Source organism: Autumnicola psychrophila (assembly GCF_031846645.1).
Taxonomy (GTDB): domain Bacteria; phylum Bacteroidota; class Bacteroidia; order Flavobacteriales; family Flavobacteriaceae; genus Autumnicola; species Autumnicola psychrophila.
Window position 1 is genome coordinate 287952 of sequence record NZ_JAVRHN010000005.1, and the last position, 19900, is coordinate 307851.

Consider the following 19900-nt stretch of genomic DNA (forward strand, 5'->3'; position numbering starts at 1 on the left):
TTCTTTTCTTTACAGTTCCACGTTAAGCAACTGACCGGTAAGCTGCAGTAACTGCAATTCGGCGAGTTTGGCATCATATTTAGCTAAATTCAGGCTTGTTCTCGCGTTAAGAAGATTTATTTGCGCCTGCCGGAACTCTATGGAAGTTATTTGACCCAGGCTAAATTCTTCCCGGGAACGTTCAAAATTATCAAGATTAGTGGACACATTCTCCTCCTGAATCTTAAAAATGTAATACTTATTTTCAAAGTTATTAAGCGCATTTGCAATGTCCCGTCTTACTTCCAGCTCTATCTGCTCTTTAAGTAATTCCTGATTTTCATAATTAATTTTTGCATTTTGCACCTGCACAAAAGTTTGGCCTCCGTTAAAAATATCCCAGCTTAAACTTACCCCGGCAGAGAGTCCGTCTGTAATAGTAGTAGAACCAGGAAAAAATGCCGTCGCTGCACTACGGTTTCTATTCCAGCCATAAGAGCCACTTAAACCAATAGCGGGTAAATATCTGGATCTACTTATTTTGATATCATATTCGCTTATAGTGATATTTCTTTCGATCTGAAGTAAGGAAACATTGTTTGCCTCCGCATTTTCTATAAAACTTTCCAGTCGTAGTCCAGGAAGAAAATTTACAGTAGTGTCCACGGCAAAACCAATTGCAGAAATCTCCCTGTTTAAGAGCACATTTAGATCTCGTTTGGAGTTGGCAAGCTGCTGCCTTGTATCAATTAGGATTACACTATCATTATTCACATCTACACGTGCGTTGAGTACCGCGAGATTATTGCTTTGCCCATAGTCAAATTGATACTGCGCTCTTATTTTTCGTTCTTTTGAAATTTGCAGGGTTTCTTCCAGAACCTGGATATTTTCTGTTAACCGGGCTACTTCGTAATATATGCTTAATAATTGAAGCATGGTATTCTCTATTGTCTCCCGCGCTTCAAGTTGTGACAGGTTATACTGTTCTTTCAGGCTTTTGTAATTATAATACCGGCCAAGGCCATCAAAAAGGGTATAATTAAGATTTACAGCAGCATTATATCTATTACTTTCAATTCCTCTCTGTTCTAAAATATCTCCATTCTCGGGTTCTGTGGTCCGGTTATTAAGATCATAATTTGCCCCGGCAACTCCTGCCAGAGATGGAAGGTAACCGGAGTTGAGGATACTCTGGTTGTTTTCCGCAATTTCTACCTGATTATTTGCAATTTTGATTCCGTAGTTACTTTCCAGCGCACGGGTTATAACCTCTTCCTTGGTCAATACCGAATCCCGGACCTGTGCAGTCAGCTGGCTGGTAAGTGCGATAACTAAAAGAAAAATACAGCTACTTATTATCCTCATGCTCATTTTCTTCTTTTTGTTCTTTAATAGAGCGCTCCATATCTTCAGCCTTTGGTTTTTCTCCTGAGGTAAGCCACTTCCCTCCAATCTTAATATTATTACTAATAGACAATAGCAAAGGCAAAAGCAAGAGAGTTAGGACGGTAGCAATAGCAATCCCATAAGAAATTGAAATAGCCATAGGTTTCAGAAACTGCGCCTGCCGGCTTTTTTCCAGAAGCAAAGGTGCAAGCCCCGCAATTGTGGTTAGCGACGTTAAAAATATTGCCCTGAACCTGGCCCGTCCTGCTTCATAAAGTGCATCTTTAAACAGCAGGCCTTCCCTCATAAATCCATTGAATTTACTTATCAGCACCAGCCCATCGTTTACCATAATTCCCACCAGCGCTATTATGCCCAGAGCGGAAAGAACATTTATAGGGAAGTCATGCAACCAGTGCCCCCATGCCACCCCAATAACACTAAAGGGAATCATAAGCATTAACAGTAACGGTTGACTATAACTTCTGAAGGTAAAGGCAATCGTAGCATAAATAAGGAACAAGATGATTGGAAGAACTGCTTTAGCCGAACTTGACAGTTTATCTGCTTCCCGGTTTTGCCCTTCATAAGAAACGGTAAGACTGGAATAATTAGCCAGAATCTCCGGCATTACATTTTCCCTTATATCTGCCAGAATTTCGGTAGAACTGCCGTTAGGATCTTCCATATCTGCACTAACTCTTATTTCCCGAAGTCCTTCCAAATGACTAATAGACTCTGTTCCTCTAATAATTTCATAGTTAGCTATTTCGTCAAAAGGAACCCGGTCGCCTGAAGGTGTAAGAATACGCATATCGTCCAGGTCATTTATAGAAGAACGGTTTTCGCGATTATACCTCACCCAAACCCTTATTTCATCCTGTCCCCGCTGGAAACGTTGCGCCTGGGCTCCAAAGAAACCATTCCTGATCTGTCGCATTACGTTACCAAGATCAAGCCCCAGGGCGTAAGCATTATCTTTAAGCTTTACATTTATCTCTTTTATCCCTTCCGGATCGCTATCGGTTACATCTTTTAGCAAAGGATTATCTTCAAATATCGCTTTCAGGTCTTCCTTGGCAGCCTCAAGCTCCTCGAGGTTATTACCTAAAAGAGAAACCGAAACAGGGGAACCACCAAAATTACCACCAGATCCAAAAGTTAAGTTTTCGACTCCGTATACAGGACCTACTTCTTCCCGAATGGAATTCGTTATTTCCGGAGAACCAAAATCCCTTTCCTCTCCAGGCAGTAAATTCACCTGAAGAGAAGCTTTATTATTTCCAGGACCTACTCTTTTTATAATATTTTCGACAACCTGTTTATCACCAGATTGTCTTTCAGAATAATCTTCATTTACTCTCCAGGCGGCAGCTTCAACCATAGAAATAATAGAATCTGTACGGGCAGGATTTACACCTTCCGGCATTAACAGACTAATATTTACCTGGTCACTGGCAATACTGGGAAAAAGGGTGACGCGTATCCAGCCTCCTCCTATAGATCCAATAGTAAGGATCAAAACAGCCATTAAAATTCCGAAGGAGAGAATCTGTTGCCTAAGCACAAAAGCAAGTACAGGGCTGTATATTTTATCACGCAGATATTGCATAATTCTGTCTCCGGTACGGTTAATCACCCGCATCTTTTGAAAAAGTCCCGCAATGCCGGTCTTTTTTTCTTCTGTATTCTTTCTTAAAGCTTTGGAATGAGCAATATGCGCGGGAAGAATAATAAGTGCCTCCACCAGGGAAACCACCAGAGTAAGAATTACCACAGTAGATACTTCAGCAAAAAATTCACCTATCCTGCTGTCCAGAAACATAAAGGTTGAAAAAGCAAGAATAGTAGTAATTATAGCAGAAAGGATAGAAGGCAACACTTCCATTGTTCCGTCCAGTGCTGCCTGGATTGGCGGCTTTCCTTTCTCGTATTCCTGATAAATATTTTCTGAAATTACTATCCCGTCATCTACAAGAATACCAATCACGATGATCATTCCAAATAAGGAAAGAACGTTAATTGTTACACCCAGAGATCCTGCAAAAATAAACATTCCCAAAAAGGCAACAGGTAACCCAAAAGCAACCCAAAACGCCAGGCGGGTATTTAGAAAAAGCGAAAGAAAAAACAGCACGAGCAACATTCCCACCAGTCCGTTTTCCAGCAGTAACTGTGTTCTTTGGCCAAGTGTAATGGAAGAATCGCTAACTACATCCAGTCTTATATTGCTGTTTCTCTCATTAAACGTTTCTACATATTCATTTACCTGCTCTGCAGTGGAGAGAAGGTCTTCATTATTGGTATTGCTTACCTGAACGTTTACGGCAACGTTTCCGTTAAAGAAAGAGGCATTTGGAGTTTCTGCAAATTGATCCCTTACCGTTGCAATATCTCCAAGTCTTATAATCTGCCCTGTAGATGTAGATCGGACCACCAAATCATTAAGCGCATCTGCATAGTATACACGGCTGTTGGCACGAATAAGATAATCTTCAGCATCGGTTTTAATGGTACCGCCGGTAGAAAGGATATTTGCACTGGCAACGGTTTGCGCCACCTCTTCAAATGTAAGATTGTAAGCCAGCAAGTCGTTCTGACTTACTGCAATTTCAATTTCTTCTTCAGGGAAACCCCAGATTTCGATTTGGGAAACCCCGTCCAGCCGGCGCAAATCATTCTCTATTTGTTCGCTGATTCTTTTAAGGGTAACCAACGGAATATTCTCGCCGCTAATAGCAAAGCTAATGGTGGACCTTACCCTTTCCTCCTTGGCAACGACAAGAGGCTCCATGCCACCGGGAAAATTAGGCACCCTGTCTACCGCATTCTTCACCTCGCTTAGCATAACGTCGATATTCTCGTCACGCTCAATTTCTACAGTAATAGAACCTCCGCTTTCACGTGCGGTAGAAGTAACACGGTCTATCCCGTCCAGCCCTTTAAGGTTGTCCTCAATTTTAAGGATAATTCCTTCTTCAATCTCTTCCGGAGCTGATCCGGGATAATTTATATTTATGTTTATAATCCTTGAATCCTGAAGCGGAAAAAAGGAGGATTTCATGTTTAAAACCCCAACAACCCCAAAAATGACAAATGCGAAGATTACGATATTTACCGCAACCTCATATTTAATAAAATAACTTATTACTTTTCTCAAGACTATCGGATTTTTGCCGGAGCTATTCTTCTTCTATGGTTACCAACATTCCTGAATACGCTCCGGGTACAGATGCAGATACCAACCTGGCACCGTCCTCCAGCCCTTTTACTACAACAGAATTATTCGTGAAATAAACAGGATTTACTTCCACAAGATCCAACACACTATCCTTAACAACAAAGACTTTGGAACGATCTACTAAAAGTTCACGAGGTATTTCGATCGCATTTTCTTCGGCATTAGCATCCAGTCTCGCTTCCAGGTACATTCCTTCGCTAACATCTTCATCTTCAATGCGGATAAAAACCTGGATTGTTTGTGTTTCCTGGTTTACCCGACTGTTTATCCTGCTTAAAGTACCCTCATAGGTCTGAGTTCCATCAAGATTATGTAGTTCTACTTTGGCTCCCTCCTGAAGCAAATCACTGAATTTTTTGGCAATAGCTACTTCCAGCTCATATACAGATGGATCTATAAATTCACCTAATTTCTGACCCTGCCGGATTAACGTTCCCTCATTTACCAGCGCTTCAGTAAGCACCCCGCTAAAAGGAGCGACTATTGCGTATTTCCTTAGCCTTTCCTCGAGATTTTTAATAGCGTAGTAGGAAGAGATGATGCCGCGGCCTGTAATAAAATATTTTTCTTTATCTGTGTCCAGTTCCGGCAAAGGAGGAACCGTTTTGCGGATATCAAAATTGTTGAGATAAGTTTGCCATTTCTCAAAAACCTCCGGATAATCCATACGCAAATCGGGCATAATAGCCGTTATGCTATTATAGAGATCACTTTTTGCCGATTGCACACTGGCCTGAAATTCATCTGAGTCGATATTGAGCAAAATCTGACCCCGGCTATATTTTTGCCCGGGTCTGAATTCTTTGCTGCTGCTCAGGAAGATTCCCTGTACTTCTGAATATAATTCGAATCTTTGCAATGCCGTCACACTTCCGTTGGCGGGAACTATAATTGGCACCGTCCGGTTTTGAACAGTATCAACAAAAACCTTTTTTACAACTTTTGAAACAGGCGGTGTTTCCTGCACATTACTGGCAATAATTGCCTTTGCACCAAAAAAAGATAGAACTATTAGAACCAGTCCTAATACCGAGAGAATAATTTTACGTTTGTCCATAATTCAATACTAGGACTTAAAAAAACCGAATTAGTTTAATTGAAGTCAAAAAAAATTTAATAATGCTAGTTATACCTGTCCAGTTCCTGCTGAATTTTCTCCCATTCCTTCATGAATTTCTCAAGTTCCATTTTTTTTGAATTGTACTTCTTAAGAAATTCCGGCTGCTCCATTGTTTTTTCATAATTCGAAGCCAGCGCCACATCTTTTTCCTTTAGCTCTTTTTCAAGCTTAGTAATACTGGCTTCTGCCTTACTCAGCCTGTTATTCAGTGATTTTAGCTTTTTCTGATCTTCGTAAGATTGTTTAGGCGAAGCTTCAGCTTTATCCTGGACTGCCGCTTTTTGTTTCTCCCGCTTCTCTACAGCACGCATATCCTCAAACTGCCGTTGCTCCAGGTAATAATCAATATCCCCAAGATATTCTTTTACGTTCCTGTTTTTAAATTCATAAACTCTTGACGTTAATCCCTGCAGAAAATCCCGGTCGTGAGAAACAAGAATAAGCGTTCCTTCAAATTTCTTTAACGCCTCCTTTAAAACATTCTTGGATTTTATATCGAGGTGGTTGGTAGGCTCATCCATTACCAGCACGTTAAAAGGCTGCAGTAATAATTTACACAAGGCAAGCCGGTTACGCTCACCACCAGAAAGAACTTTCACTTTCTTATCCACTTCATCTCCACGGAATAAAAATGAACCCAACATATCGCGCACCTTACTTCGGTTCTTCTCGTTTGCAGAATCGATCATAATCTCATGCACCGTCTTCTCCCCATCCAGGTAATCTGCCTGGTTTTGGGCAAAATATCCAAGCTGTACGTTATGTCCCAGTTTAAGTTCACCTGTATAAGGAATTTCATCGATGATCATTTTGGCAAGAGTTGTTTTCCCCTGTCCGTTTTGGCCAACATAGGCAATTTTGCTTCCCCGCTCGATCAACAGGTTAATATCTTCCAGCACCTTTTTATCACCGTAAGATTTCCCAACATGTTCTGCTTCCACCACTACTTTTCCCGGTTGTACAGAAACAGGGAAGGTTATATTCATTACCGCATTATCATCCTCATCAACTTCAATACGATTAATTTTATCAAGTTTCTTGATCAGCGATTGCGCCATGGAAGCTTTAGAAGCCTTGGCGCGGAATTTATCTATCAGTTTTTCCGTCTGCTCAATTTCTTTCTGCTGATTCTTTTGGGCAGCCAGTTGCTGATCCCGAAGCTCTCCCCTTAGCTCCATAAATTCTGAATAAGGCTTCTTGAAATCGTAAATCTGCCCCAGGCTTATTTCAATGGTACGGTTGGTAACATTGTCCAGGAACATTTTATCGTGAGAAACCAGGATCACACACCCGGCATAATTATTCAGAAAAGATTCCAGCCAGATAATACTTTCAATATCCAGGTGGTTGGTAGGCTCATCCAGAAGCAAAATGTCGTTACTCTGAAGTAAAAGTTTCGCCAGTTCAATACGCATTCTCCATCCTCCCGAAAAAGTATCCGTCAGTTTCCCGAAATCTTCGCGTTTAAATCCGAGACCCAGCAAAACTTTCTCGGTTTCACCTTCATAGTTATAGCCTCCAATAATCTCGTATTGATGTGTTATTTCGCTAAGATCCTGGATAAGCTGCGTATAAGATTCACTCTCATAATCTGTACGGGTAGCAAGTTGTTCATTAATATGATCGATCTGCTTTTCCAGTTTCTTGATTTCTTCAAAAGCCTGTTGCGCTTCCTGAAGCACGGTACGGCCCCTTACAAAATCGATATCCTGCTTTAAAAAGCCAATTCTCAGCTCCTTATCTTTTGCAATACTACCCGTGTCGTACTCCTGTTCTCCGGAAATTATACGAAGCATCGTAGATTTTCCCGCACCGTTCTTCCCGATAAGACCTACACGATCCCCGGCACCTAAACGAAAAGTTATTTCTTCAAAAAGATATTCTCCGTTAAACGAAACGGAAAGATTATGAATGTTAAGCATGAAAATTGATTAATTTTTGCAAAGATGATTAAATTTGTGAAGCAAAAAAAATGATATTGAGGCGCTTAAATGCTTTTTGCGATAATGTGAATTTTTAGGCATTCACCTCAGCAGACTATTTTGCGAAAACCGACTTCAGATGAAATTTTTAAAGGGAACAAAACTGTACAGCATACTTACCGGAACCTGTCCCGTATGCCAGGAAGAAAGCATTTACAAAGAACCGAATCCTTACAAGCTGGGCAGCATCTTTAAAATGCCCGAGCGCTGTTCCAATTGCGGCACTAAGTACAAGATCGAACCTTCTTTTTTCTTTGGCGCTATGTATGTAAGCTATGCCGTGGGAGTCGCGTTTGCCGTAGCAGCATTTATTATTTCCTATTTTTTCTTTGGCAGCACACCATTTACTGCATTTCTTGTAATCGTAGCTACCCTTGTTGTTTTTGGACCCATCATCATGCGCCTGTCGAGAAATATCTGGATTAATTTCTTTTTTAGCTATGATAGTGCGGCGGGAAAAAGTTAATCTGCTTTAGACTGGAATAGACTTAGATTACAGTTTTACATTCTCATTTCTTCTACGGAAAAAAACAAAAGGAATTTTTCGTTTCTTTTAATTCTTCTATTTTTATTTCAAAGAACTATCTATTGAAAGTAATACCCGTCACCTGTGCTATTATAGAACAAAATGGAAAAATCCTCTGCGCCCAACGCAGTGAAAAGATGAAGCATCCGTTAAAATGGGAATTCCCGGGCGGAAAGATCGAGAAAGATGAAGGTCTACTGGAATGTCTTCATCGAGAAATAAAAGAAGAGCTGGGAGTGGAAATTAAAATTCTCGAAAGACTACCATCCAATAAACATCGGTATGCCGATGATAAAATAATTGAACTTATTCCATTTCGCTGTTCCCTACAAACATTTGAAATTGATTTAAAAGAACATTTAAAAATAGAATGGGCATCCAAATCTCAGTTAGGAAAATTTGACTGGGCAGAAGCTGATATTCCTATTATTCAATATTACACCTCGATATATATTGAAAAGTAAACTAGGACTACTTTTGAAATTTATGTTAATTTAGACGACAATAAAGTTGAAACCCCCTCAAGATGAGCATTCCAGACAATATTTCCAAGGAACATTTAGAAAAAGCTATATATAAAATTGATGAGGAAGGGATACCTCCTAAAGGAGGTTCTCAATACTACGATGTTTTCTATAAAGGAAAGAATTATCCACCCAAGTTGATTGTTTCGTATGCAAATTTATTTGCAAACGGGGAAATTTTGGACCGCAAACAATTTACAGGGGGATTGGAAACTACATGTTTTAAACTTTTAGAAGAAAATGGGTTTGAAATAAAAGAAAAGAAAATAAATTTTTACCCGTACTTGGAAAAATTTATTACCCAAAGCACGACAGGAAGCTTAAAAACCAAAGATCTATATCCAAAAAAATATAAAGGTCTTAAAGTAAAAGTCAGCTTCGGTCAAGGTGTTTCAGCCAGAGTCCCATGGATTTCTTTTTTACTCCATCCGAATACGACCATGGATGGAATATATCCAGTTTATCTTTACTATAAGGAAAAGGATCTTTTAGTCCTCGCTTATGGCATAAGCGAAACTAATAAACCCCGAACGACATGGAAATTTTTAGAAAAAAAGTTAACCATAAATGCATTATTTAACCAGACAGAAATAGGAAAGCCTGAGAGATATGGTGAGTCCTATGTTTTCAAAACCTATGACACCAATAACTTGCCAGACGAGGAACTTATTGAAGAAGATTTAGACACTATTATTACTGAGTACAAAAGTCTTCGCTTTAATAGCCAGACCAATAAAGAAAATTCTACAAATATTGCTTTTCAAATCGATTCATTCAAGGAAAGTGCGGAGGTTTCGGGTTTATTCTTTTCTAAAGAATTAATCACTCGTTATGTCGCTTCTTTATGCACCAAACCTTTTGTAATATTGACAGGTCTTTCAGGTTCAGGAAAGACGAAGCTAGCCCAAGCTTTTGCAACCTGGATATGCGAGGAAGAAAGTCAATACTGCATCGTACCGGTAGGAGCAGACTGGACAAATAGGGAACCACTGCTGGGATATTCCAACGCTATTGAGCAGGATAAATATGTCAAACCGGAAAACGGGATTTTAGATCTTTTAATAAAAGCAAAAGAAAATCTGGATAAGCCGCATTTTATTATTCTTGACGAAATGAACCTGAGTCATGTAGAACGTTATTTTGCCGATTTTCTCAGCATCATGGAAACTGGACAGGACATAGTATTGTTTAAAGATGCAGAGAAAAAAGGCGAAATTTATTCAAAAATTCATTGGCCCAAGAATGTTTTTATTATTGGAACCGTAAACATAGATGAAACGACTTATATGTTTAGTCCTAAAGTGCTCGACAGAGCAAATACCATTGAATTCCGAATTACAGCTGAAGAAATGGAATTATTTCTCGATAACAACAGCAAACCAGATCTTTCTAAATTAAAGTCTAAGGGTGCAAACATGGCTCGGGATTTTCTAAAAATCTCTGAAAGTTCAGAATTTCAAAAACCCGAAGACCCTGTAAACCAGACGCTTTTACGATTTTTCAAAGAACTTAAAAAAACAGGTGCAGAATTTGGATATAGAAGTGCCTCAGAGATACATCAGCTTTTACATAATCTTACGGTAATTAATGGAGATCTGAAAGAAGATGAAAAAATTGACATAACTATCATGCAAAAGCTTCTGCCAAAACTTCACGGTTCAAGAAGAAAACTTGTTCCGGTGCTTTCTACACTGGGAGGGTTTTGTATGAAAGATCCTGAAACAAAAATCCAAAAAGAAGTTTTTGAAAAACCTGATTTTGATTTTTCTGATTTGGACAAAGTAAAATATCCTTTATCCCTGGAAAAAATTTCCAGGATGTATCATGGAGTGATTGAGAATGGATTTGCGAGTTACGCAGAAGCTTAATGAATGGGCAGGAAGTACATATCCCTCTTGATTCTATTGAGGAAGGCCTTTTTTTAGAAATTAAATCGAAGGGATCAAACTTTGTTTCGAAAGTAAAAGACGCAGAACAAAACGGAGAAGCGTCTTATCAGATAAAGGAAGGTTGCTTTTATCACTATCAGTTTTCCTCTCCTCTCTATTTTTTTGAAACCCATGAAATAGTGGAAGAAAATCCCTTTCATTCCAATTATGGCCGACTTGCTCCAAATACTTATGTCGGTACTCTGGAAATTCCGGTAAAGAAAAAAGAGATTGATGATCCGGTTGGTAAAGTAAGAATTGAAGTTCAGTCAAAGAAAACAAGCTACAGAGAAGACTACCGTTTTATGCTGGAAAGTATAACGGAATATTGTATTGACCTGCTTATGCAGGTAAATTCACCTGTTACACAAAACTTTGAACCTGATTTTTCCAAAGGCAGTGAGACTTTATACCAGAAGTTCACTTTTATAAAATCTGTAATTGATACTGATGAATTTAATGAAACAGTTCACAGAATAATAACCTCTCCTAATACGGTATGGAGTAAATCTTCTGAAGAAGTAGATATAAGAAAAATTGGGAGGTTCAAAAATCACCATGTGCGGCAGCTCTTAAGTGGAACCCAAAGATCAAAATTACCTGCTAATTCGCCTTTGTCAGGAAAAAGAATTTCCAGTCTACCCACAAAATTAAAATCTCACTTAAAGGTGGAAACGGTAGACACTGCAGAGAACCGTTTCATTAAACATGCTCTTTCAAACTACCTCAAGCTTTGTACAGATATTGAGGCTGCTGTAAAACCTGATACTCGTATATATAAGGAAGTTAAAAAAACTATAGAACAACTTGAACAGCATTTACACCATACATTTTTTAATGAAATTTCAAGAGCCCAAATCCTAAAGATTAATAGTCCAATTCTCCAGAAGAAAGAAGGTTACCGTGAGGTTCTAAAAACCTGGTTAATGTTTGATCTGGCTGCAAAGCTAATCTGGGAAGGTGGAGATGATGTCTACAAAGGCGGCAAAAAAGATGTTGCAACACTTTATGAGTACTGGCTTTTTTTTACTCTTTTAGATCTTTTAAAAGATATGTTTGAAATTTATCCAGAAGACCTTGAGGATCTGATTAAACCTACAGAAGATGAGCTGAGTTTACAATTGGTACAGGGGAAACGTAAAGCAATACGGGGAGTTTACCAAAATGGAATCCGTAAGTTAAAGATGAAGTTTAATTTCAATCGCACTTTTTCAGGAAACCAGGATCACCCAAATACAGGAAGCTGGACTAAAAAAATGCGTCCCGATTATACACTTTCCATTTGGCCTTACAATATTACTGAAGAAAAAGCTGAGAAAGAAGAATTAATAGTTCACGTTCATTTTGATGCCAAATACAAAATTGATAAACTCGTTGAAATCATCGACAAGACTAATCCGGATGAGGAAACCAATGTTAAAATTACGGGTTCATATAAAGATGTAGATCTTTTAAAAATGCACGCCTATAAAGATGCCATACGCCGCACTGCCGGTGCATACGTGCTCTATCCTGGTACAGATGAACCTTTGGAACGAAAAGGATTCCGGGAGCTTCTTCCGGGATTAGGTGCCTTTCCCGTAAGACCATCAAAAACCAATAATGGTACTGCAGATTTAAAGGATTTCTTGATTCGTGTTATTGAACATTTTCTTAACCGTGCTTCGCAAAGAGAAAACCTGGCTTATCGGATTTTTGATATTCATAAGAATGATCCTGATGAAGTCAAAGAACCCCTTCCCGAAGCATACGGTAAAAACAGAAGCTATATTCCAGACACAATTAATGTCTTGGTAGGGTTCTATAAAGATAATAATCACTTAGAATGGATTCGTAATAAAAAGTATTACAATATAAGGATAGACGACCGAGCTGGAGCCATACCATTAACAGCAGCTGAACTAAGTGCAAATTATCTTTTATTACACACCAGTAAAGACAAGAATTCTGGAAAATTATTTAAAATAAAAGGTGATGGTCCTAAAGTCTTTTCTAAAGAAAGAATGGCAAAGGAAGAATACCCCAAAGAAAGCAGCTATCTCATCTTTGAAATAGATGAAGTGGCGGCTAGCGAGTTTCAAGGTGTAAAATGGGATTTTCGTAAACTTTCTAAATTTAAAACTGGTAGAGGAGCAGGGATTCCATTTTCTGTAACATTAACTGAACTGATGAAAGTTATAGTAAAGGAAAATTAGAATCCACAAACCAAATAAGAAGATTATCTAAAATGAAGCCACCTAAATAGGCGGCTTCTTTTTTACTTCCGATAAGTCCGGCCAATTACCATGTGTCAAAAATGCCAATTTTCGATCCTCTATTCCTGACTTCCTTCAGGCTGAGCTTCCCCAACCCACCGGTCAATTTTATTTTCCAACAACTGTAAAGGCACGGCTCCGGTTTCCAGTACTTTATTATGATACTCTCTGATATCAAACTGGTCTCCCAGTGCTTTACGGGCTTTATCACGCAATTCCTGTATCTTAAGTTGGCCGATCTTATAAGAAAGCGCCTGGCCGGGATTGGCCATATACCTTTCAATTTCTGAAATTACACTGGCTTCAGATTCGGCTTCGTTGTCCAGCGAATATTGTATCGCCTCTTCCCTGGTCCAGCCCTTGCTGTGCAAGCCTGTGTCTACGACAAGCCTTACTGCACGGTGCATTTCTGCGCCAAGCATCCCAAAATATTGATAAGGATCTGTATACAGCCCGAGTTCTTTTCCGAGGGATTCAGAATAAAGTGCCCAGCCTTCACCATAGCCGCTGTACCAAAGTGTTTTCCGGAAATCCGGTAAATCTTCATTTTCCTGAGTTAAGGAAATCTGGTAGTGATGCCCGGGAATGGCTTCATGAAGAAACAAAGATTCGTCGCTGTACACATTGTACGCAGCAGCATCGGGAACAGGAACATAAAATATTCCGGGACGGGTCCCGTCCAGAGAGCCGGGATTATATTCGGCACTGGCAGAACTCTCACGGAACTCTTCAGTTCTTCGCACTTCAAAAGCTGTTTTTGGCTTTACATTAAAGAGTTTGTTCAGGTGCGGCTGCATTCGCTGGTGAATGTCTTCAAAATTCGCAATCACTTCTTCCGGAGAACTATACGGCATCAGCTCCTTACTTTCCCGCACATAATTGAAAAATTCCTTCAGGCTGCCTTCAAAACCGACCTGCTCCTTTACTTCCATCATTTCCTGCGAAATACGTTCCACTTCCTGTAGCCCGAGTTGATGAATTTTTTCCGCAGTCATGTTCGTGGTAGTATAAAGTTTGATTTGGTGTCTGTAGAATTCCTCACCGCCGGGAATATCAGCAATTCCACTACTTTCACGACCTTCCGGAAGATAATCCTCCGTCATAAAATCGTGCATTTTTTTATATGCAGGAATCACTTTATCTTCAATCATCTGCTTGTATTCTTCCGTCAACTGTGTTTTCTCTTCTTCAGAAAAACTTTCAGGGAAATTGTTCACCGGTCCAAAGAACAGGTGATCTTCAGCATTAGCTTCAGCCATAGAAGCGAACTGCGGAATCACCTTCGTGATCAGGGAAACCGGCAGGACATAACCTTTGGCCATCCCTTCACGCATCCTTTCTTCCGCAGAAGTCATCCAGGTAAGATAACCATCCACACGCTTAAGCCAGTTTTGGTAATCTTCCACCGTATTAAACGGCTGCGCTCCCATCCCGCTGGCCAGTTGCCCCATAAAAAGATTAACCGACCACATTTGGTCGATAGGCATATACTTATTCTTTTCGAACCCCAGCCCTTCAAGATTAATCTCTGTCTCCCAAAGCAGGATCTCCCTGCTCATCTTTTCACTTTCTGAAAGATTTGCATCGTCAATTGCCTCCACTTTATCCCTGTAGGTGGTGTAATAATTACGTAAGCTGTCGTGATAATCGTCGGAAAGTGAATTCGGAAAACGATCATTATAGCGCATATCTCCTGAAGTGGTTGCTGAAATTGGATTCAGCCGCAGTCCGTCTTCGTAATAATTATTCAGGATGGTATCCAGCTTTGCACCGGCCGCCATCGCCATATCTTCCTGATTAGTATTTTCGTCTTTACATCCTGTAAGCACGAGGCCCAGCAGTAACGCAGTAATTACCTTTTTAAACATTCCGGAAAGTTTAGATGAAGTAACGAAGATAGGAAAAATGTTCATTGTTAATTATCTATTGTTTATAACCAATTGCTTATTGTTTACTGAAGATATCATAATGAACGTCATGCATTACAGGCGCAAAAAGCGCTAATAGAAGTCAAAATCCAAACCCTAAAAAACCTCCTGATAAATATAAATCCATCAAAATTTTACGACTACAAATTTATTTTTTGTAAATTATATCACATTTAATTAAAAAATTTGCAGTCATGGAAGATGCTTCAAAAAATTCAAATCTGATCAAAAAGTGTGTGGGCGATTTTATTTTCAGGAAGCACAGTGGCATAAAAGTCAATGAATCCGGAGCACTTGTTCTTCCGCAGGAAATAAGCTTTTATAAATTGGGCGGGAAATTTATTAAAATAGAAATGATTAATTCCGGATCTTCAAAAAAATCAAAAAAACAGAAAATCTTTCGATGTGCTTATAAGATGATGACACGGTTTAACCGCTCCCTTAATTAATTCGGCATTCTTCTTCCGCAACAATTATTACTTAAAATAATAAAAGGTCGATAACTGGCAATTTAGAACAGCCACTTATCAACCTTTTTCAGTATTAAAACTTCAGCATAAAAATGCTGCTTAATTCTGGTTTGAATTTTCAGCAGAAGAAATATCAATCAGTTTTATTTTCCACTGGCTGTCGCCACTCTCCTGCTCCCAAATAATGGTATAGGTTCCTTCCTCCTGCATAGTTTCAACATTAGAAAAAGTCCCGGCCTGGTATTTAATTGTTTCACCAGAGCCATCCAGAGTCGCTTCCCTGGCAAGGCCTCTCATTGTGGCTGCATTGGTGTTAAACCAGGATGTTATACTATCAACAGTAGAAATCCTTCTCCCGCCAGTAAGTAAAACAGCATCATTGGAGATGCTTTCCCTAAAACGCAACGATTCTGCTTCGTTGTTACTGTCATTCCCGTCATCTTCCCATAACCTGTCCCAGTCCTGCATCAGGTTTTCCGGATTATTTATTTCGTTTTCTACCGTAACCTCATCCTGAATTTCTGGTTCTTCTTCCTGAATTTCCTCATTTCGCTCCGGGCCAAACTGCAAATGTTAATAAGAATATTAATTCTGAAATTTTCATAGTCTTTGGTTTTTAGTTTACCTCTTAAGATAAGAATTCTGAAGGAAAATAGATTCCACTAAAATGCTCTTTGGAATATTATAACATTTCAGTTCTTATAGCAACTTGAAGAAATTAGAGGTAAGAATTTAAAAATGGAAACGGTTTTCAGAATAACTTCTGCGGAAATCTGCGCGATCTGCGGGAGATTTTTTGAGAAAAAATTGTTTGGAATTCGTGTATCCGTGGTAGAATAGATAGGTCTTAAACTGTAGGTCGAAAATTGGCATTTTAGAGCTGCTTCTTTTCATAAACCGGTAGATCAAATTTTGATCTAAAGATTGATAATTCCCAATTTAACCTCCCTTCTACAAGCTCAGGGGGGACTATAAATTCTGAACGCAAAAAAATTTCGAATGAAGAAAACTCCACATCTCTCAACTCACAACAGACAACTACTTCCGGGGCGTAAATTATCTGGTACTAGCAAATTCATGGTGGAGCAAGTAAACAATCGTTAAGCTGAAGGTCGAAAATTGTCTTTTTTAACACCCCTTCAACAAGCTCAGGGGGGCTATCAACCCTGAACGCAAAGAGATTTCGAATAAAGAAACCTCCACATCTCTCAACTCACAACAGACTACTACTTCCGGGACGTAAATTATCTGGTACTAGCGAATTCATGGTGGAGCAAGTAAACAATCGTTAAGCTGAAGGCCGAAAATTGTCTTTTTTAACACCCTTTCGACAAACTCAGGGGGACTAAATTCGGAATGGTGGAGACCGGAGGCAAGCGCCGGGATGCTAAAAAATTTGTGGATTTATTGTAAAAGAAACATCAACAAACCTTCATATTGCTGCATTTTTATACCTTTTCAACTCGTTAAATTCTTGTTATTTACAAACCTCTTAACTCCTTTCCCACGAGGAATATTGGATATTTAGTAAAAATTGCAATTACATGAATTTGAATAATAAAGTCGCAGTAGTAACAGGAGCCAGCAGCGGAATAGGGATGGCCATTGCAAAAAAACTCTCTACTGAAGGTTGCCACGTGGCATTAGCGAGCCGGAGTGTAGATAAATTAAAAGAGTTACAAATGGAACTCGGAAAAAAAAGCATGGTCGTGGAGATGGACGTAAGTCTTACAGACAGCGTTTCCCACGGTTTTAAGCAGGTCGTAAAAGAATTTGGCGGAATAGACATTCTGGTTAATTCGGCCGGTGTTATGCCGCTTACTTATCTTAAAAACCGTCATTTGGATGAGTGGCTGCAGACGGTAGAAGTAAATTTAAAAGGTTGTCTCAGGTGTATTTATTCCGTGCTTCCGCATATGAAGGAGCAGAAAAACGGACATATAGTGAATATAGCATCTGTTGACGGAAAAGAAATTTTTGAAGGTGGTGCCGTTTATGGTGCTTCAAAAGCTGCAGTTATTGCACTTTCCAAAGCTATGCGAATGGAACTTTCTCCGGAATTTAATATTCGCGTTACTGCAATAGAACCAGGAACCGTTGCCACCAACCTTCGGGACGATATTACAGATCAGGAATTGCTGGAGGACAAGGAATATGGCGATAACGAAGCAAAACTGGATACAGAAAACATAGCCGATGCTGTTTTTTATGCACTATCGCAACCGGAAAGTGTAAACGTTAACGAGCTACTCATAAAACCAACAGGAAAAGCATAAATACAGATAATTTTAATTTAAAATCAGATCAATATGAATGACGCAGTAATAAAAACAGGAGAAAAATTAGTAGCAAGAGGTAGTGATCTCGCTGCAATGGGTGGAAAACTTATTGCCAAAGCCACAGCCTTTAAAGTGGGAAAAACCCTTGCGACCCGAGGTGGAGTAATAGGTGTGGGAATTGCAGCAGCAGCGGGTGTAGGCTATTTGGCTTACAAATACATGGAGACTAACAGCGATGAAATCAATGAGAAAAAAGCGAAGTTTAAAAACAAGCTGAAAAAGAAGAAAAAAGATCTTAGTGGTAACTATAAAGGAGTAAAAGGAGATAAGAAGATCGTGGTTTAATTCTCCACCACACTTAAGGTATAGCAGGCAGTCCAAAAAGCTATTATCCAGACTGGAATTGGTTTTTAGGTGTAATGAAGATTTCTACTGAATTCACCTGAAATTATTCAGCAGGTCGATAATTTTAATTTTTGGACTGCCTCTTTTTTGGTAAATATTATTAGTGCCTTACGCGAAAAACCTTCTTTCTCCTACAAGAATTTACTACTACTTTTAATCGCTTTCCCTTCCAGCTCCCAAAAGAAAAACCTGTACAAATAGAGTTTAAAAAAAGTGAAATCGAAAGCTATTATTTACTGATTCAAATTTGTTCTGCAGAGTCTGGCCTGAAATTAAAGAAAACTCCAGTCTCTTAAATTTTAAGAAAATAACCTCAGTTTCCTTCAACTTCCTGCTCGTTTCGTTAAACATGGTTATAGCTTAGTTAAAGATGTTTTAAAGACTTTGAGGATCGAATTACATCAGTTAACTTTAAATAAATCTGAATGTCAAACAGGAAGATTTGCGCCCAAAGAGGCCGAAGTAAAGAATAATTTTCAAATAAAATAAGACATTATGAAAGTAAAGAAAACAGCAAAAGACGCAGGAGAAAAAGCAGCTAAGCTATGGGCTGCAAAGAAAGGACTAGGACTAGCCGGAAGCCTCCTAAAGTGGGGAGCTCTTGCAGGAGTAGCCTATCTTGGATATCAATTCTATAAAGAAAACTACGAATAAATGCATAGCGGATTACACGCCGACAATTTAGGTTAAAAATCTATACGTGTAATAGTTACAATCTTAATGGAAAGCTTATGTTTAAAATAAGTTTTCCATTTAAAGTTAATGTGAATAACATTATAATTGCATGGCCAATACCACTACATTTATTCTTTCGTTTTTACAGAATTCCCAATGGAATTTATAAGGTGGAAAGGGGCAAAAAACTAGAAAATGAGTAGATATCAGGATGATTTGAGTAATATGAGATCTTTAGATCTTTACCTGGAAACCCTTGGCAATGAGGAATACCGGAAGGTAAGAAGTAAAATAGGAACTCAAAAATTAATTCCTGCCCCTCTGGTAGGTATGGATATCTCCTCTAATAGTTTTCATAGGTTGCTACATCGAAAAAGTAAAGAGAGTGAACTCAGAAGTCTTAAACAATTTCAGAAGAAATTTAAATGGCAGTTTGATATAGATTCTGTTCTGGAGGGTGAATATGATGCACTGGTGTTAACGGATGCCAAACGTGTTATTAACTGGGTAAGCAAAGGTTTTTTCGACATGACCGGATATTCCTCCAGCTTCGCCATTGGCCGAACTCCTGACTTTTTGCAGGGAAAAAGCACTCCAGCAGAAAAAAAGAAAAGAGTTTCCCGAAAATTAAAAGAGGAAATTATTTTTACTGAAACTTTCACCAATTACAGAAAGAATAAAGAGGAATACTTGTGTGAAATAACAGTGATTCCGTTGCTCTCCTATGGCACAGAACTTACTCACTTCCTGGCGTTGGAAAGAGAAGTCGCTGCTTAGCAATTTGAAGTGCGAAATAAAAGAGAGTACCAGGCAGGAAGTAAAATGATCTTTTCTATTTCTCCTGAAACTTAAAAAGAGGTGGTAAAAATGGCAAATAGCGGGCCTGGTCTAAAGTTCGAAGAAATAAGGAATCGGCTCCGATTAAGAAAGCTTCACTCTTTTCTTATTTTTTGCCTCAAAAACAGGGTTATACTGAGACTGATGAACTGTACATGAGTTTTCTGTATTATTTATTTTAAATAATTTAAGTGAACTGCTTCGGAGCAAGCCCACGAAGCATTAGGAAGAAATAACTTTAAATTTCGATTATCGAGTAAAGAAGCGACATCTCTAAGATTCCAGTTATCGAGCTGATTTACAGAACCAAGCTTAGAAAAAAGATTTTTCTTGATTCAGTTTCCACTAGTAAATTCCCGGTT

14 protein-coding genes are annotated in these 19900 nt (G+C 38.9%); 8 read left to right on the top strand and 6 right to left on the bottom strand.

The window, feature by feature from the left end; genetic code table 11:
• Positions 1–9: 9 nt before the first annotated feature.
• The 4 genes from RM541_RS08640 to RM541_RS08655 all read right to left on the bottom strand — a co-directional run bounded on the left by RM541_RS08640 (position 10) and on the right by RM541_RS08655 (position 7651).
• The gene (locus RM541_RS08640) at positions 10–1347 is read right to left on the bottom strand and encodes a TolC family protein (protein WP_311499788.1); all 1338 of its coding nucleotides are present in this window, start codon (positions 1345–1347) and stop codon (positions 10–12) included.
• Complete coding sequence (locus RM541_RS08645; protein WP_311499754.1) at positions 1331–4528, bottom strand: efflux RND transporter permease subunit; 3198 nt, start codon at positions 4526–4528, stop codon at positions 1331–1333. The genes RM541_RS08640 and RM541_RS08645 overlap by 17 nt, the downstream gene beginning before the upstream one ends.
• 22 nt (positions 4529–4550) lie before the next feature.
• Positions 4551–5666 (bottom strand): efflux RND transporter periplasmic adaptor subunit, encoded by a 1116-nt coding sequence (locus tag RM541_RS08650; protein ID WP_311499755.1) that lies wholly within the window; start codon positions 5664–5666, stop codon positions 4551–4553.
• Between the two features lie 65 nt (positions 5667–5731).
• Positions 5732–7651 carry an ABC-F family ATP-binding cassette domain-containing protein gene (locus tag RM541_RS08655; RefSeq protein ID WP_311499756.1) on the bottom strand — a complete coding sequence of 640 codons (1920 nt, stop codon included), beginning with the start codon at positions 7649–7651 and terminating at the stop codon, positions 5732–5734.
• Positions 7652–7790: 139 nt separating this feature from the next.
• On the opposite strand from RM541_RS08655, the gene RM541_RS08660 reads away from it, so the two are divergent.
• From RM541_RS08660 to RM541_RS08675, 4 genes are all read left to right on the top strand, one after another.
• Positions 7791–8177, top strand: a complete 387-nt coding sequence (locus RM541_RS08660) for a DUF983 domain-containing protein (RefSeq protein ID WP_311499757.1) — start codon at positions 7791–7793, stop codon at positions 8175–8177.
• A 122-nt stretch (positions 8178–8299) separates the two neighbouring features.
• Positions 8300–8701 carry a (deoxy)nucleoside triphosphate pyrophosphohydrolase gene (locus RM541_RS08665; protein ID WP_311499758.1) on the top strand — a complete coding sequence of 134 codons (402 nt, stop codon included), beginning with the start codon at positions 8300–8302 and terminating at the stop codon, positions 8699–8701.
• Positions 8702–8763: 62 nt separating this feature from the next.
• A complete protein-coding gene (locus RM541_RS08670) occupies positions 8764–10629 on the top strand; it encodes an MrcB family domain-containing protein (protein WP_311499759.1) in 1866 nt (621 codons plus the stop codon).
• The gene (locus RM541_RS08675) at positions 10629–12884 is read left to right on the top strand and encodes a DUF2357 domain-containing protein (protein ID WP_311499760.1); all 2256 of its coding nucleotides are present in this window, start codon (positions 10629–10631) and stop codon (positions 12882–12884) included. The genes RM541_RS08670 and RM541_RS08675 overlap by 1 nt, the downstream gene beginning before the upstream one ends.
• A 119-nt stretch (positions 12885–13003) precedes the next feature.
• Here the strand turns inward: RM541_RS08675 and RM541_RS08680 are convergent, their stop codons facing one another.
• Both RM541_RS08680 and RM541_RS08685 read right to left on the bottom strand, forming a co-directional pair.
• Positions 13004–14812 (bottom strand): DUF885 domain-containing protein, encoded by a 1809-nt coding sequence (locus RM541_RS08680; protein ID WP_311499761.1) that lies wholly within the window; start codon positions 14810–14812, stop codon positions 13004–13006.
• A 629-nt stretch (positions 14813–15441) separates the two neighbouring features.
• The gene (locus tag RM541_RS08685) at positions 15442–15912 is read right to left on the bottom strand and encodes a hypothetical protein (protein WP_311499762.1); all 471 of its coding nucleotides are present in this window, start codon (positions 15910–15912) and stop codon (positions 15442–15444) included.
• A gap of 974 nt (positions 15913–16886) precedes the next feature.
• On the opposite strand from RM541_RS08685, the gene RM541_RS08690 reads away from it, so the two are divergent.
• From RM541_RS08690 to RM541_RS08705, 4 genes are all read left to right on the top strand, one after another.
• Positions 16887–17618 carry an SDR family oxidoreductase gene (locus RM541_RS08690; RefSeq protein WP_311499763.1) on the top strand — a complete coding sequence of 244 codons (732 nt, stop codon included), beginning with the start codon at positions 16887–16889 and terminating at the stop codon, positions 17616–17618.
• A gap of 33 nt (positions 17619–17651) precedes the next feature.
• Entirely contained in the window at positions 17652–17966 is a 315-nt protein-coding gene (locus RM541_RS08695) for a hypothetical protein (RefSeq protein WP_311499764.1), read from the top strand.
• A 555-nt stretch (positions 17967–18521) separates the two neighbouring features.
• Positions 18522–18680: a hypothetical protein gene (locus RM541_RS08700; RefSeq protein ID WP_311499765.1), complete on the top strand. Its 159-nt coding sequence runs from the start codon at positions 18522–18524 to the stop codon at positions 18678–18680.
• A gap of 216 nt (positions 18681–18896) precedes the next feature.
• Positions 18897–19478: a PAS domain-containing protein gene (locus RM541_RS08705; RefSeq protein ID WP_311499766.1), complete on the top strand. Its 582-nt coding sequence runs from the start codon at positions 18897–18899 to the stop codon at positions 19476–19478.
• Positions 19479–19900: the final 422 nt, after the last annotated feature.

What these genes read in the sequence shown, in the direction of transcription:
- RM541_RS08705 (WP_311499766.1), top strand. Translation starts at nt 18,897, where the DNA reads ATGAGTAGATATCAGGATGATTTGAGTAATATGAGATCTTTAGATCTT.
- RM541_RS08675 (WP_311499760.1), top strand. Translation starts at nt 10,629, where the DNA reads ATGAATGGGCAGGAAGTACATATCCCTCTTGATTCTATTGAGGAAGGC.
- RM541_RS08640 (WP_311499788.1), bottom strand. Translation starts at nt 1,347, where the DNA reads ATGAGGATAATAAGTAGCTGTATTTTTCTTTTAGTTATCGCACTTACC.
- RM541_RS08670 (WP_311499759.1), top strand. Translation starts at nt 8,764, where the DNA reads ATGAGCATTCCAGACAATATTTCCAAGGAACATTTAGAAAAAGCTATA.
- RM541_RS08650 (WP_311499755.1), bottom strand. Translation starts at nt 5,666, where the DNA reads ATGGACAAACGTAAAATTATTCTCTCGGTATTAGGACTGGTTCTAATA.
- RM541_RS08700 (WP_311499765.1), top strand. Translation starts at nt 18,522, where the DNA reads ATGAAAGTAAAGAAAACAGCAAAAGACGCAGGAGAAAAAGCAGCTAAG.
- RM541_RS08655 (WP_311499756.1), bottom strand. Translation starts at nt 7,651, where the DNA reads ATGCTTAACATTCATAATCTTTCCGTTTCGTTTAACGGAGAATATCTT.
- RM541_RS08695 (WP_311499764.1), top strand. Translation starts at nt 17,652, where the DNA reads ATGAATGACGCAGTAATAAAAACAGGAGAAAAATTAGTAGCAAGAGGT.
- RM541_RS08660 (WP_311499757.1), top strand. Translation starts at nt 7,791, where the DNA reads ATGAAATTTTTAAAGGGAACAAAACTGTACAGCATACTTACCGGAACC.
- RM541_RS08690 (WP_311499763.1), top strand. Translation starts at nt 16,887, where the DNA reads ATGAATTTGAATAATAAAGTCGCAGTAGTAACAGGAGCCAGCAGCGGA.
- RM541_RS08680 (WP_311499761.1), bottom strand. Translation starts at nt 14,812, where the DNA reads ATGTTTAAAAAGGTAATTACTGCGTTACTGCTGGGCCTCGTGCTTACA.